The 15,341-nt window shown below is 36.7% G+C and carries 15 protein-coding genes; 3 read left to right on the top strand and 12 right to left on the bottom strand.

Annotated features, from left to right (window positions below; translation table 11 throughout):
- Positions 1-124 precede the first annotated feature (124 nt).
- From CEQ83_RS11800 to trhO, 3 genes are all read right to left on the bottom strand, one after another.
- Positions 125-487: a group I truncated hemoglobin gene (locus tag CEQ83_RS11800; protein WP_025751868.1), complete on the bottom strand. Its 363-nt coding sequence runs from the start codon at positions 485-487 to the stop codon at positions 125-127.
- Between the two features lie 221 nt (positions 488-708).
- Positions 709-1,566: an SMP-30/gluconolactonase/LRE family protein gene (locus tag CEQ83_RS11795; protein ID WP_028413306.1), complete on the bottom strand. Its 858-nt coding sequence runs from the start codon at positions 1,564-1,566 to the stop codon at positions 709-711.
- A gap of 221 nt (positions 1,567-1,787) precedes the next feature.
- A complete protein-coding gene (trhO, locus tag CEQ83_RS11790) occupies positions 1,788-2,756 on the bottom strand; it encodes an oxygen-dependent tRNA uridine(34) hydroxylase TrhO (RefSeq protein ID WP_028413307.1) in 969 nt (322 codons plus the stop codon).
- Between the two features lie 334 nt (positions 2,757-3,090).
- Between trhO and CEQ83_RS11785 the strand changes: the two genes are divergently transcribed.
- Positions 3,091-3,894 carry an alpha/beta fold hydrolase gene (locus CEQ83_RS11785; RefSeq protein ID WP_028413308.1) on the top strand — a complete coding sequence of 268 codons (804 nt, stop codon included), beginning with the start codon at positions 3,091-3,093 and terminating at the stop codon, positions 3,892-3,894.
- 165 nt (positions 3,895-4,059) lie between these two features.
- Here CEQ83_RS11785 and CEQ83_RS11780 read toward each other — a convergent pair whose 3' ends face one another.
- The 8 genes from CEQ83_RS11780 to CEQ83_RS11750 form a co-directional block, all read right to left on the bottom strand.
- Positions 4,060-4,929, bottom strand: a complete 870-nt coding sequence (locus tag CEQ83_RS11780; RefSeq protein ID WP_028413309.1) for a GNAT family N-acetyltransferase — start codon at positions 4,927-4,929, stop codon at positions 4,060-4,062.
- A 125-nt stretch (positions 4,930-5,054) separates the two neighbouring features.
- The gene (locus CEQ83_RS11775; RefSeq protein ID WP_028413310.1) at positions 5,055-5,843 is read right to left on the bottom strand and encodes an MBL fold metallo-hydrolase; all 789 of its coding nucleotides are present in this window, start codon (positions 5,841-5,843) and stop codon (positions 5,055-5,057) included.
- 184 nt (positions 5,844-6,027) lie between these two features.
- Positions 6,028-6,363 carry an ArsR/SmtB family transcription factor gene (locus CEQ83_RS11770; protein ID WP_028413311.1) on the bottom strand — a complete coding sequence of 112 codons (336 nt, stop codon included), beginning with the start codon at positions 6,361-6,363 and terminating at the stop codon, positions 6,028-6,030.
- Positions 6,364-6,792: an SRPBCC family protein gene (locus tag CEQ83_RS11765; protein ID WP_155017261.1), complete on the bottom strand. Its 429-nt coding sequence runs from the start codon at positions 6,790-6,792 to the stop codon at positions 6,364-6,366.
- Between the two features lie 188 nt (positions 6,793-6,980).
- Positions 6,981-8,000 carry an STAS domain-containing protein gene (locus CEQ83_RS11760; RefSeq protein WP_098112624.1) on the bottom strand — a complete coding sequence of 340 codons (1,020 nt, stop codon included), beginning with the start codon at positions 7,998-8,000 and terminating at the stop codon, positions 6,981-6,983.
- A gap of 200 nt (positions 8,001-8,200) precedes the next feature.
- Complete coding sequence (locus tag CEQ83_RS27055; protein ID WP_165573448.1) at positions 8,201-8,365, bottom strand: hypothetical protein; 165 nt, start codon at positions 8,363-8,365, stop codon at positions 8,201-8,203.
- 237 nt (positions 8,366-8,602) lie between these two features.
- A complete protein-coding gene (locus CEQ83_RS11755; RefSeq protein ID WP_098112623.1) occupies positions 8,603-11,269 on the bottom strand; it encodes an MMPL family transporter in 2,667 nt (888 codons plus the stop codon).
- The gene (locus CEQ83_RS11750; protein ID WP_033579007.1) at positions 11,266-11,727 is read right to left on the bottom strand and encodes a MarR family winged helix-turn-helix transcriptional regulator; all 462 of its coding nucleotides are present in this window, start codon (positions 11,725-11,727) and stop codon (positions 11,266-11,268) included. The genes CEQ83_RS11755 and CEQ83_RS11750 overlap by 4 nt, the downstream gene beginning before the upstream one ends.
- 255 nt (positions 11,728-11,982) lie before the next feature.
- Between CEQ83_RS11750 and CEQ83_RS11745 the strand changes: the two genes are divergently transcribed.
- A complete protein-coding gene (locus CEQ83_RS11745; protein ID WP_098112622.1) occupies positions 11,983-13,191 on the top strand; it encodes an MFS transporter in 1,209 nt (402 codons plus the stop codon).
- 66 nt (positions 13,192-13,257) lie between these two features.
- On the opposite strand, the gene CEQ83_RS11740 is transcribed toward CEQ83_RS11745, so the two are convergent.
- Positions 13,258-14,658, bottom strand: coding sequence for an amino acid permease (locus CEQ83_RS11740; RefSeq protein ID WP_048020877.1), 1,401 nt, complete (start codon positions 14,656-14,658; stop codon positions 13,258-13,260).
- Between the two features lie 388 nt (positions 14,659-15,046).
- Between CEQ83_RS11740 and CEQ83_RS11735 the strand changes: the two genes are divergently transcribed.
- A complete protein-coding gene (locus tag CEQ83_RS11735) occupies positions 15,047-15,250 on the top strand; it encodes a hypothetical protein (RefSeq protein ID WP_223546605.1) in 204 nt (67 codons plus the stop codon).
- The last annotated feature ends 91 nt before the right edge of the window (positions 15,251-15,341 follow it).

The raw sequence follows: 15,341 nt of genomic DNA, 5'->3' as shown, positions 1-15,341 counted from the left end.
TTTCGATAAATATTTTCACCTATTGCATTTTTATCATATTACGATGTCTTTTCCATGTTTCCTTCATACATCACAGCTTTGAGCATAAAAAAAGAAGGTTACAGTAACCTTCTTTTTTTATGATTTATTTATATTGAATATCATTTCTTAGGGATTCAACTTTACTTAATGCTTGGTCAATATCAGGCTCTTCAACATTAAAGTGAGCAAGTGCATCATGAAGATGCTTAGCAATTGCATTAAAATGTTCGGGCTGAATATTCATATTTGCATGCGCTTTGGCCATCGACTTTCCTGAATATTGATTCGGTCCACCTAAGGCAAAGCTTATAAACTTGGCTTGATGTCGACGTTGTTTATCCATATCCGTGTGCTCGAAAAAGTGACTAACTGTTTCGTCTTTTAAAACAAGTTCAGAATAAAAATAGTCTACTACTTTTTCAATCGCTTCTTGTCCGCCCACTTTTTCATACAATGTTTGTTCCAAAACAATTCCTCCTTTTGTACCTTTAACCATTGTTACCCAATACAAGTATTCATATTCTTTGAAAGGCTTCTTTATGGGAATTCGTTATCGTCATGTTTTATTCCTCTTCCTCATAATGAATAAAATGTAAAGGGAATGAACGCAGTGCAAAGGAGTTGTAGAAACTGCATTTAATATCTATCGTTACTGGTCTGAATCATTACATTTTGATAAGTGCTGGTCTAATATACGTAAGTATAAGCCGGTAAGCCTTTTACTCCTACTCGGCATGAAAAAAGAGAGCCGGCAGCTTCTTCGTATTTTTCTTCTTCCTTAGCTGTGGTGATAAATAAAGTTTGTAAATCGTCTCCTCCAAATGTACAGCAGGTTACATTGGAAACAGGAAGATGAATAGATTCTATAATTTCTCCTTTCTCTGGATCTACACAAATAACTTTCGAACCTCCCCAAAGCGCTACCCACAGTCGGTCGTGCTCATCAATTGTCATTCCATCAGGAAACCCGTCTATATCTGAAAGGTCAATCAACACTTTTTCATCTTCGAGCCTTGTTGTTTCTTTAGAAAATGAATAAGACATAATTTTATTTTTCGGGGAATCAACCAGAAAGAATTTGTCTCCTCTTCGATTCCAAGCTAGCCCGTTTGACACGCTTAATCCTTCTTTAGCACTCTTAATTACACCTTTTTCATCTACTACGTACAGCTGGGCTTTTCCTTCTTCATCTTCTTCACTCATCGTGCCAATCCAAAAGCGATTATATGGATCACATTTCCCGTCATTAAAACGCATGTTTTTTTCAAGAGTATCTAAACGGATATACTCTTCATGATTCTTTTTGTTTTTATCCACTAAAAGCAGCTGATTACGAGTGGAGACGACCAATTTTGAATGATTGGTTGTAGAAACGCTTGTAACAACTGAAGGAAGATCCATATCTTCTAATGTTGTCGTTTTTGGATCGTACGTAAGAAGTTTTTTATCTAAAATGTCTACTAGCACTAATCTTTGATTTTCTTCATCCCATAGGGGTCCTTCCAGTAAACGTCCATCGTACTTTTTTTCAATTTTCGCTTCCATTTTCAAGCTCCTTTGTTGTTTTTATGTACAACCGTTTTTTAATCGCTTTCTAAAAAATATTCCTTTAAGTATGCAAAACAAAAAAACAGGAATATGTTTCCTTTTTATAAATACCCGTTGCATAACCTTCTCTAAACACTAGGTTATTCTCTAAACACTAGGTTACAAGAGAATCTTTTCATAAAAAAACAGCACGCTGTATATAGCGTGCTGTTTTTTTATTATAAAGTTACGTGTTCGTTTTCTAACTCTTTAACACGTGCTGCAAATTCTTCTTCTGTTAAACCATGTTCTTTTACATAGCGGTTACGGGGACTTACTCGGCATTCATGTGAACAAGCGCGTAAATATTTGTGTTCGTTTTCTTCAGAAGCTAAGATTTTCTTATTGCATTCTGGGTTTGAGCAGTTAACATAACGTTCGCAAGGCTCGCCGGTAAAGTGATCCTTCCCGACAATCACATGCTCTTTTTGGTTAACTGGTACGCTGATGCGCTCATCAAATACATAGCACTGACCATCCCATAGTTCACCTTGTACTTCTGGATCTTTTCCGTATGTTACAATACCTCCGTGAAGCTGGCTTACATCTTCAAAACCTTCTTCAAGAAGCCATCCAGAGAATTTTTCACAGCGAATACCGCCTGTGCAGTACGTTAAGATTTTTTTATCTTCAAACTGATCTTTGTGGTCGCGAATCCATTCAGGAAGCTCACGGAAGTTTTGAATATCCGGACGAACAGCTCCTCGGAAGTGGCCTAAATCGTATTCATAATCGTTTCGTGCATCGATTACGACCGTATTTTCATCTTGCATCGCTTGATAAAATTCTTTTGGGCTTAAGTAATTACCCGTTACGCGAAGAGGATTCACATCTTCTTCTAATCGAAGAGTTACTAATTCTTTGCGGTGACGCACGTGCATTTTTTTGAACGCATGTTCATCTGCTTCGTCTATTTTAAATACAATACCTTCAAAACGAGGATCATTTTTCATCGTTTCCATGTATTTATCTGTTTGTTCAACTGTTCCTGATACTGTTCCATTGATCCCTTCAGCCGCAATTAAAATGCGTCCTTTTAGTTCAAGCTCTTTACAAAATGCCAAGTGCTGAGCTGTGAACTCTTCAGGATTTTCAATTGGAGTGTACAAATAATATAGTAGTACTTGATATGGTTTTCTTTCAGTCATGTTGCTTCTTCCACCTATCTGTTTATATTTGCAAGATATAATGCATGTAGGTCGGTTATTGTGAACCGAATTGATGGTAACAATTCATTACTTAAAGGTACATTACGACAAAAACAACATCCTTTTTATGAGGATGCTTCTATCTAAAAAGTATTACAGTGAATGATTGTTTCAAAAACATACAGTATTTAAGCCTGTAATAGTATAACATATCAAGGCGAACACTTCTAGGATTTGTTTTTTTATGAACATTTTCTTGCGGAGATACGTTCTACCTGAGCTTTTCTGCGCATACATGATGAGATATGAACCTTTGAGATTGGAGACGGAAATGATGCCTTTTTATACATTAAAAGACGGTGCAACTTTATACTATGAAAAACAAGGGGAAGGAACACCTATTATTTTCATTCACGGAGTTTGGATGAGCAGTCGTTTTTTTCACAACCAGCTTTCTTTTTTTTCGAAACAGTATCAAACTATTCTTTTGGATTTAAGAGGACATGGAAATTCAAGTCATACTCCATATGGTCACACAATTTCCACTTATGCTCGCGATGTGCATGAGTTTATAAATAATAATCGATTAAAAGACGTCATATTAGTAGGCTGGTCGATGGGTGCTTTTGTTGTGTGGGAATATTTGAAACAATTTGGTGAAGAAAATGTAAAAGGGAATATTATTGTAGATGAAATGGCTTCAGACTTTAAATGGTCAGACTTTCCAATCGGTGCATTTGATTTACCTGCCCTTATTTCGCTTATGCAAGGTATTCAGCTTGATCGAACAAGTACATTAGAAAGTTTTATTCCGCTTATGTTTAAGGATGAATTAACTGAAAAAGATAAACATTGGATTATGAAAGAAGTAACGAAAATGCCCGAGTCGATAGCTAGTGCTATTTTGTTTGATCAATCCATTGTGGATTATCGAGAATTCCTCCCGTTTATTACAATTCCTACTTTACTGTGCTTTGGAAAAGAAGAAAAACTCATTCCTGTAGCGGCTGGAAGGCATATTCAAAAGCTGGTTTCAGGTTCTGTACTTGAAGTTTTTGAGAACAGCTGTCACTGCCCTTTTCTCGAAGAAAGCGATCGGTTTAACAAAGTTGTGAGTGATTTTATCGAGCGCATCTAATTTACAACAAAAAAAGAATTGCCTTGTTTCTAACGGATTCGGTTGATAGAAAGAAGCATAAGTTAGAACTACAAATCAGCAATATAAATGGTAAGTAAAAGCGCTCGAAAAAAATCCGAGCGCTTTTACACTTAATGTTCTCCGCCCTCATTGAACTTAACTCTTTTACAGTTTGAGGCGATAACTTATAAGAATATCTTTTGGTTCAAAACCAACTTTCATATATACTCGATTTGCTTGACTATTTGCTCTATCAACGGTTAGTTTAATTTCATTAATTTGTGGAAATGAAAACATCTCTGTTAAAACTTCCTTTAACAACCTCGTTCCTAGACCTTGACTCTGAGCATTCTTTGAAACACCAATATACTCCAATGAAGCCTCTCGCATTTCAGTATCGACTTCAAAGTACGCATAGCCTTGCAACTCATTAGACATATTTTTAAGTATCTTTAACATATTTCTATCGTTAAGTCTCTCAATAATTGTTTTTCCATCATAATAAGTATTTTGAAACATTGCGTTATGCAGCATTTCAAATGCTTGAAAATCACTATGTTTAAATGGCTCGCTTTTCATTTCAATAACTTTATCAAAATTTTGTTCTTTAATTTCTAAGATCAAGTGTTCACCAGTCTTTTTTGCTTTTATTTCATTCATAAATACTTGTTGCAGCTCATTTTCTTCATTGATAAAAAAATGAAATTCTTGGATCAAAGGATTTTCATTAACTAACTGTTTCCATAATTGAGATTGCAAATCAATAGAAGATGTTTTATTAAAAGGTCCCCACACTTCTGCTACCATTTCTTCGATATCAAATCCAATAGCCGCTAAAATTTCTCCTGTCCTATTTCTAGCGATTAAAAATTTAATATCACCCTCGTCACTAATAAAATCTTCTTTTAATGTCTGGTAGATTTCTTCTTCTTTTTCACCACAATAACCAATATGTGATGTTTTCTGACTATTTTTTTCTAATAGAAATCGAGATAATTCACCGAGGTTATTTGGTTTTTCTATAATAGCATCCATAACACTATCCCCTTCTTTAGCTCCAATTTAGTGTCGTGTTCGTTCCTACTTCAAGCTATCCCTGCTTATTAACCCCTTTTACCTTCCTAGTTTGAAATTATTATTCTATAAGATATTAATTAATCTCAACACAAATAAGGTAATGAAATCTCGCGTCCGTCATAGGCAAAGCTTACGTTTTTATCTAAAAGCATCTCAGCGTGCTTTGGGATATCAATATTGTGTGATAAATGAGTGAACACCATGTTTTTTGCTTGTAGCTTCACTTTAATCTCCATTGCCTCTGTCACATCATATACGGATCTTTTTTCTTTTTGAAGATATTCTTTCCAAAAAGATGTACCGAATATCAGTAAATCTAAGTGGTAAAAAGGCTCCCACTGTTCTTTTGTCACATTAAAAGAATCGGATACATACGCCCAGCGTACGCCTTGTTTTTGATGAACCACAATGCCGTAGGAATGACCGTTAAATCCGTGATTCACTTTATGAAACGTAATGGCCGTTTCTCCGCTTTCCCACTTTAACGTGCCATTAAAAGTAAGCCCTTTTCTTTTTGCGAGATAAGGAAATCTTTTGATTAACTCGCTGATGACTTCAGGGGCTGCTACGACTTCTGTACTTACATTATTCCAGTAGCATAAGTCGGCTAAATCCCCTAAACCAGCAACATGATCATTGTGAGGATGAGTAATAAACACGGTAGAAGGGATTTTTTTGTTATTATATAAATGAAATTGATGTTTAAAATCAGGTGATACATCAATCAAACACACGTTACCGTCCAGTGTGAACTGTGCACTAGGTCTTGTGCGCTGATTTAATGGATCTTTTTGCGTGCATACTTTACAGTCACATAATAATCGAGGCACTCCTTGAGCATCGCTCGTCCCATAAAATAAAAGCTTGTTCATTGCTCTGTTTCCCCCTTTTTTTCTTCTAAAGGTCTATCTTTTTATTTTAAGAAATGCCCTATGGTGTTCTGCATCTTTCTTTTATTTGTCCTTCTAGAATAAAACCAGCTTTTATGTAAAACAGCCAGTCTTTTTAACGACTGGCTTTGCTATATTCCTTATAAAAAACGTTTTTATGCTTTTTCTATTGATTTCTTTCTTCGTCTCTTTCAACAATATGCTGAAGAATAGATAATTTGTTTGTCCAAAATTGTTCGTAGTAAGAAAGCCAATCTTTTATTTCTTTCAAAGGCTCTGGCTGAAGATGATACACTTTTTCTCTGCCTTTTTTTTGTCCATGGACTAGGTCTGCTTCTGAAAGTATATGAAGATGCTTGACAACAGCGGTACGGCTTATTGAAAAATGGGACGTTATTTCTGAAATAGGCAATTCTTTTTCAGAAAGCAGCTCAAGTACTTTTCTTCGAGTAGGATCAGCAATGGCTTGAAAGATATCATGCTTGGCAGCTGATGAAGTCATTTAGTTTTCAACAACCTTTCGAAGTTTTTCATTCACGAGACTAGTCCACCCGTAGCTCATTCTATCTCGTACCACTGAACTCTTTTCGTTTGCTTTTTCAAGAAGTGTTTCAGCTTCTTTCCAGCCGCTATGAATAAACGTAAATTCAGTTTGATTACCCATTTCTTTTAAGGTAAACGAAACGACCCATCCATCCGTATCCCAAGAGAAAGAAAGATAGTTTGGTGCATCTATTTCTAATACTTTGCACGGAGATGGTCCAAAAGGCGATTGCAAATGAAATTCATATCCTACCAGAGGCTGAAAATCATTAGGCATGAACCATTGTTGGAGCCCTTCTGCGGTTGCTACTTTATCCCAAACTTTTTGAATCGGCGCGTTAAATATTATCGTCTGTTTTACATCTTCTACTACACTTTTATCATTCATCGTTGTCTTCATTCTCCTTTTCCAAATATAACACCAAAAGGTGTTATATAAAAATAATATAACACCTTTTGGTTTCGTGTCAATTCTTCTTTTAAAAAATGAAATCCTTCAATACATTTCCGTTCTTCGATAAAGAGATTTGTTATGATGTTGAATGAGTGCATTTTGTTATATTTAAAATATATCTTTTAAACGATGCTTCGTCCGCTTTGTGCCAATGCATAATGAATGCCGTGCTGCAGTGTTTGAAAACAATCATATTTTGATAAATCAATATGAGTCTCTGATATAACTAAGCCTAAGTCAGCAGAAATTCCTACTAAAATGGTTTTTGTACCAATCAGGGACGCTGCTGCACCTAATTTTTCGATAAGACTTGCCGTATATTCAGTAAGTTCTTTATCCAATCCGGTTAAATCCAGCACAAGATAATTAGCCTGATGTTTTGGGAGGTTATTTAATGTATTGACAATCAAATCTTCCGTTCGATCCTCGTCGTATTTGCCAATCAAAGGAACGACGACTATGCCTTCCAAAACGGGAATAATAGGAGAAGACAGCTTTTTAATAAGATCTTTTAACTCTGCTGTTTTTTCCGCTACAATGTTTTGCAAATGTTCTATTTTCTGCGCTTCTTTTCTTCTCGCTAATTGATGAATATTTTGAGTGATATCAATGTTGGAAGGGAAGTATTCTACTGTGGTGCATTCATGCCCTTCTATTTGATGTTGAATCACCTTGTACCAAATATTTGTTCCGAATAGTCCTGTAAAAATCCCTGCATAATGGGCCGGAAGAAAATTTCCTCCCATTGTTTTCTTTTGCGCCACGTTAATTTTATGTTCCCAACTGTCTTTTAATTCAGCAGATAGAGTTTTACTTTCAGGATTTAAATATTTGATAGTTGTTTTTCCCCATCCAGCCGAAGCGTATGTATTTGTAATTAACTCAGCCGCTTCAAAAACCGTTACGCCCTTCATGTTTTGAAAGTACTCTCCTACTACTAATCCTTGTCGAAAACCAGTAGTTTCCAGTACTACCGAAGCTGCCTCTTCTCCAGATATTTCTTCGATTGTGTCAAACAATGTTTTCATCGCCGAAGAAATCCAAAAAAGAATCGCATCTTCTCCTTCAAAGCTAAATTTTCCTTTTTCTAAATCCCAAGCAAAACTAAGACCACCTATATCAATATTCTTTTTTTCACCCATGCCGGAATCTCCTTTTTATATAATCTCTCTACTATAGTGGTTTTTACGTAAAAGTGAGTATGAATTACCTTGGATGCTGCTTTTTTTAATCTTATCATTATTAGCTCTAAAGGAACAATTCTTTTCAATCTACTGAGCTTGTAATAGTGGTGAAATAAAAAAAGCTTCTATTTTATGAAGAAGCTTTTCGGCTGAATTATTTAGTTTTCCTCATTCCCCTGACAGCTCGGACATTCATAAACGTGAACAAAATAAAGCCCAACATGGTGAAAACGTTTTCCTAAGCAGTCTGGACATGTGCCTGCTTCACGCATTTGTTCGCGTCGTTTTTCTCGCTGATTAGCTAAAAGATTTACAAATTTCATTAAAAAGACCTCCGCATGTTTTTGACTATAGGTTTTCCTAGTAGGAAGCCTTTTATTCGACCCGGTATATTTATCACAGCGCCTGCTTGAGTTTACTTTTAATCATGCTCAAGTTTTCTAATAGCACAAAAAAAAGGATAGATAAAGCAGTCTCATGACGCTCATCTATCCTTCATTTTTACTCTATCTAATGCTTAACGTTATATCTGATTGTTGATAAAATCCAGCATATATAAGTTATTCTTCTACTTTGTATTTTTCTTTTTTTCGAAGAAACGGCCACCAGTTTCCTTCTCCAAGCGTCACGACAATCGCTGGCATAAGAAGCGGAAGAATAACAAGACCATAAAGTAAAAGACCGATGATAACAACTGTTGCTACATGAACAAGCGTTAATACACCTGATGGCATCATAGCCCCAAACGTTCCGGCTAGGATAATAGCGGCAGTAATAATAACCGACCCCATCTTACTCATAGACGTAACCATGCCTTCTGCTACGCCGCTTTTCACTTCTTCGTTAAAACGGTCTAACAAGAAAATAGAATAGTCAATTCCAAGAGCAACTAAAATAACAAAACTAAAGAATGGCACGGCCCAGCTGATTCCGTCATTCCCCATTATATCCACGAATAGAAGCTCTGAGATTCCCATTGCTGTATAATACGTAAGCAACAGTGAAGCAATCATGTATACAGGCATGATCATTGAACGGAATAAAATGGTCAAAACAATAAACAATCCAATCATCATAATAACCATTGTGCGTGAAAGATCCGTTGTAGATAAATCTTTTAAATCCGCATTTGAGCTCGATACCCCTCCGTACACAATTTCTGTATGCTCAAACGGCGTATCAACGACTTCGCTTGCCACCGCTTTTTCAATATTTTTTACGGTTGAAATGGCTTCTTCAGAATATGGATTTTGATCGAGCACTACGCTGAGCTTAACTCCTTTTCCATCTGCAAAAGAATAGTTGTCGATGGATTGTTTAAACCCTTTATCTTTCATCACTTCTGCTGGAAGATAAATACCCGTATCTCTAACTGTTGAGCTGTCACTCATGTTATCAAGCATACCTGTTGCTTTTGTTAAGCCATCTGAGATTTTCGTTAGCCCATCATTTGCACTATCAACACCTTCTGCTAATTGATTGATACTGTCTGATAGGGTTCCGACTTGGCCTTGCTGAGCTGAAAGATTCTCATTTGCTTGTTGAAGACCGGTTTGAATGGTAGTAAGCTGTTTGCTGATTGCTGCAAGCTGAGGAACCGCTTGCTGCACATTTCCTGTTGTAGAGAGCTGAGTGCTGACAAGCTGCAGCTGTTGATTAACTTGAGCTAATCCGTCTGCGGCAGGTGCAAGTGACCCGCCAGATTCTTTAGAAGCAGAACCCGTTTGGTCGGCTATTTGATTTAGCCCTTTTTCAATATCACTTAATCCTTTTTGTACATCTCCGATTCCTTTAACAGCATCTTTGATTCCGTCTGATACAGAGCCCAGCTGTGAATTAACATATAAATCATCAATCTTTTCTCCCGTAGGCTGTGTGATCGTCATAACAGAATCCACGTGATCCACTTTTTCAATTGCTTTGCTTATATTTCCTAAATACGGAATAACATCCGCCTTTGTTAACTCTTTATCTCCTTTAATAATAACATTGACAGGAAATGCTTTTCCTTCTCCCAGTGCGTCACTGATAGCATTTAGTCCTTTTATAGATTTATAATCACTGCTTATTTCAGCAGTAGAATCAAACGATACTTTTGAGTCATACGTTACAATAAAAGGCACGGTAATAATCGCTGTAATGACTAAAAATACGAACGGTCGCGCTACTGCCTTTCTTCCTAAAAACCCCCACAGCTTATTATCGCTATGAGAAGCCACTTTTTTAGACGGCCAAAATAATTTTTCTCCAAGCGTAACCATAAAAAGTGGCAGCAAGGTAAATAAAATCACTAGCAGCACACCAACTCCCACTGCTACGCCAACGGCCGATTGGAAAATAGCAAACTTGGCAAATCCGATGGCTGCAAAACCAATAAATACGGCAATTCCGCTGATGAATAACGTTCTTCCTGCTGTACGGTAAGCCGTGATCGTGGCTTCTACTTTATCATGTCCGTTAGCCAATTCTTCACGGAAACGGTTAAGTAAAAGAATGCAGTAATCCGTACCTATTCCAAACAAAATAGCTACTAAGAACGTTTGCGTGAACGTTGAGATTGGAAAATCGACATTTTTAACTAAAATACCTAGTAACGATTGACTGATTAAGTATGTGATTCCCACAATTAAAATAGGAATAAACGGCGTCACGACTGAACGGAAAACGAGTAGAAGCAAACCTAAAATCAAGAAGATAGTAATAAACTCGGTTTTCTTTAACCCTTCTTCTGAACTGTGTGCAAAATCCTGATTAATAAGAGATGCACCTGTTACATATGCCGTAACGTCTTTTGGCACGCTGTCATAAATCTGATTCGCTATTTTTTCAACTTTTTCATCCGATCCACTGACAGTAACCGGAACTAAAACGGTTTTTTTGTCTTTAGACATTAATTGGTTACGAACATCTTGATCATCTGTTAAAGGCGTTGTAACATCTTTTACACCTTTAATTTTCTCTGTCTTATCAATGATTTTCTGTATCTGTTTCTCACTATCTTTATCTAATGCGTTATCTAGCTTGATCACCATGCTGATGGTGTTACTGTCTTCCCCGGCATTTTTGAGAATTTGGCTGGCCCTAGATGAAACGGCATCATCAGGAAGCTGAGACTGCCCTTTTTCACTTGCGAGCTTTGTTAAATTGGGTGCCGTTAGCATCAATATGACCGTTAAAGCTAAAATAAAGGCCGCAATCACCCATTTAAATTTCACAATAAATTTCATTTTTTGCTTTCCCCTTTTATAGTTAACTTTTCTTTTGCCATTGTAAGAATTTCAATAAATGTATCTATTTTTTCTTCTTCTACATCATCAAACAAATTCTCAATGATACTAAAACACGCGGCATTTCCGTCATGTATTACCTTTTCTCCTTCAGCCGTAATCTTAATAAGCTTAGAACGTTTATCGCTCTCTAGTTCATTAGTGTCCCACTCCACAAGCCCTTTTTCGAGCAGTTTTTTAATTCGATTCGAAATGGCACTTTTATGAACACCTTGCAAGACAGCGAGACTGCCAGGTGAAGATGGACCTTTAATCATTAAACTATTTAACAAATCAAACTGCTGCCTTGAGACATGTTCGAAGAGGTTATGGCTCAGCTCTCTGTGAATGACTTCTGTTCCTACAAACAGCACTTCTTCAAAAAGTTCTACAGCTTGATATAACTTGCTTTTCGTCACTTCTTTCCCTCCTTTGCTCATTTAGTTTATAGGTATAAACTATTCAACTTTAAAAATAGTTTATAGGACTAAACTTTATTCTGTCAATAAATTTATGTCTGACTGTCTTCATATATGATAAAGATAAACGGAATCCCAAAAGATACCGCTTACATCAGCTTTTTTGGTTGTCAAAGCTCAATCACTTAAGTATTATTAGTAATTGACTTCTTTTCAAGGAGATATAAATTTTATACACAGAAAGGGTGATCACACATGAATACAATGCATGCTAATGAGCAGGTCAGTAAGAAAGATTCCTTTCCAATTGCTCTTATCTCGTTGACTCTTGGAGCTTTTGCTATTGGAATGACGGAATTCGTTATTATGGGGATACTGCCTAACGTTGCAGAAGACCTTCATGTTAGCATTTCGACTGCTGGTCAGCTAATTACGGGCTATGCTTTAGGAGTAGCGATTGGCGCGCCAATTTTAACCATTTTTACTCATCGACTTCCTCAAAAGCTTCTGCTTTGTTTACTCATGCTTTTATTTATTCTCGGAAATGCGATTGCTATTATTGCACCTAACTATGGAATTTTGATGGGAGCTCGTTTAGTTACGGCGTTATGTCACGGTACTTTCTTTGGAGTAGGCGCTGTTATTGCTTCACGGCTCGTACAACCGCATAAGCGAGCAAGTGCTGTTGCAACGATGATGGCAGGTTTAACCATTGCAAATATTATCGGCGTTCCTGTAGGAACATTTATTGGCCAACACTTAGGTTGGAGAGCTTCGTTTGGGGCTATTACCATTATGGGAATCATTGCATTTATCGGTATTATTCTGTTTATCCCAAAGCTTGGTCAAGAAAAATTAACGGGTCTAAAACAGCAGTTTGCTGCTTTTAGCCAACCAAAACTTCTTGTGATGCTTCTTTTAAGTGCAATAGGGTGCGGTAGTTTATTTACTGTATTTACGTACATTACACCGCTTCTTGAAGACGTTACGGGAGTAAGTGAACACAGCGTTACGTGGATACTTGTATTGTACGGATGCGGCGTTACGCTTGGAAATGTTGTTGGAGGAAAGCTTGCAGATTGGAAGTTAATGCCTTCGGTTGTAGGTATATTTGCTTTTCTTTGTATTGTGCTGACTATTTTTACGTTTACTGTCAAAAGCCCAACAGCCGCGATTATCACGCTGTTTTTCTGGGGAGCAGCAGCATTTGCTGTAATGCCTGGTATTCAAGTGAAAATTATGAACTTAGCACAGGAAGCACCTGCTTTAGCTTCTACTTCGAATCACTCATTTGCTAACTTAGGAAATGCTTTTGGCGCCTTTTTCGGAGGCGTAATTATTAACCATATGGGACTTACTTCACTTCCTTGGGTTGGCGCCATTTTTGTAGGAACGGCTTTTGTTATTAGCACTTGTCTGTTTATTGTGGAAACACGCAAAAAACATAGTGAACAATCGTCCTAACTGTCTAACAACTGAACAAAAAGCAAAAAAAGAGCCTTTCTTGGATGAAAGGCTCTTTTTCTGCTTCTAACTCGCTTTTTTCATTTCTTTACTTGTTAATCGACTGTGTTTACGAGAATAACCTATATACACAAATATACCAAGCACAATCCATATGCTAAAATATAGCCATGTTGTTTTAGGAAGATTAATCATTAAAAATAAACAAGATAATACAGATAAAATTGGTAAAACCGGGACAAACGGCATTGTAAATCCACGTTTTAAAGTTGGGTGCGTTTTGCGTAAGATGATAATGCTGACGCCCACCATACCGAAAGTTAAAAGGGCTCCGATATTTGCTAAATTCGCAAGTTCTTTTAAATCGATAAATCCTGAAATTAACGCTCCGATAATTCCTACTAGCCAAGTGGAGAGAGTCGGAACTCCCGTTTTCTCATTTGTTTTAGCAAATGCTTTTGGTAGCAAGCCGTCGCGGCTCATTGAGAATAAAATTCGTGTTGCTGCATAAATGTAGGCGAAAATAACAGCCATAATCCCAATGACAGCTCCTGCAGCAATAACTCCTGCCACTGCATTTTGTCCTACTGAATGAAGAACATAGGCCATTGCTTCTGGAACATTCAGTTCCTTGTAAGAAACAACCCCTGTCATAACAAGGCATACCGCTACATAAATAATCGTGCAGATCACGAGTGAACTAATAATTCCAATTGGCAAATTGCGCTGCGGGTTCTTTACTTCTTCTGCTGATGTAGATAAAGCATCAAAACCTAAGAAAGCAAAAAATACGGCCGCTCCCCCTGTCACAACCCCTTCAATTCCATAAGGCATAAAAGGAGTCCAATTAGACGGCTTCACATAAAAAGCCCCTACAATAATAAAGAGAAGGATAATAAATAATTTAACAAGCACCATAAAATTATTCACTTTTTTACTTTCTTTAGTTCCCCTTGAAAGCAGCCATGTAATAAGAAGGGTAATACAAATAGCAGGAAGGTTCACCAGGCCTCCATTTGCAGGGATCGTAATCAATTCTTTTGGGAGTGAAAAACCAAAGCCTTCTAAAAAATTATTAAAATAAGAAGACCATCCATTTGCTACTGCTGACATCGTTAATAAATAGACGGAAAGCAATGTCCATCCCATTAAGTGTGCTACCACTTCGCCGATGGTTGCATATGTATAGGTGTAAACGCTCCCAGATACAGGTATAGTTGAAGCAAATTCCGCATAGCACAGCGCTGCAAAACCGCATACAATAGAAGCCAGTATAAAAGAAAAAATAACGGCTGGCCCCGCATCGTTAGCAGCTACTAAGCCTGTTAAAACTAAAACCCCCGTTCCTATTACGGCTCCAATACCAAGAAGAGTCAAATCGAATGCCCCTAATGTTTTGACTAGAGATTTGTTTTGACTTTGTTCTAATAATTGCTCGATTGACTTCTTTTTAAATAGTTTTCCCATTGCACTCTCTCCTCTCTGTTGCCACTCATCCATTAAAAAACTTAAAAATGACGTCTTTTCCTATTTGACTACGCGTTTTTACTTCAGATACAGAAGTAATTATATAGAAATAATTACTAACTTGTCTATTAGTATACTAATATCATTATATATATTTCAAGAGTTTTTGTAAGCGATTTCTTAATCTCTATCTATTTTGGCTTTATCAACTAAATAAAGAAATCATCATTGTGATTATGTATAATAAGTTTGAATAAAATTAATATTCTAAAAAATAAATTGGTTCATTTTCAGATAGTTTTTTCGCCGCCTATCTTCAAATATAAATTCCTGACATAGGGATTATTTACAGAACGATGAATGTTTTACCTTAACGGGTGTTATAATGATGAAAACTGAAGTGTATGAAGGGCGGAGAGAGATGCTTAACTTACTTATTGGCTGTATTTTACTAGCATTAGGAGTGTACTTTATGTTTAAATTTCTTTTTTATTCTCCTTCTAAAAAGAAGCGAGGTCAGCAACCTATGAACAAATTGTCAAATGAAGATTCAGCTTCCCCCCGTACAAACGATTCGAATGGAACAAGATAATTTTTTTTATAAAATACCGGCGTTTGTCTAAGGCAAAAGTTATACTGCTGATATATATTATCTTATACCCTTCTAGTTCAATATTCCCTTC

The sequence above is a fragment of the Priestia megaterium genome (assembly GCF_009497655.1).
In the GTDB taxonomy this organism is placed as follows: Bacteria; Bacillota; Bacilli; order Bacillales; family Bacillaceae_H; genus Priestia; species Priestia zanthoxyli.
This window is presented reverse-complemented; position numbering and strand designations above follow the sequence as displayed.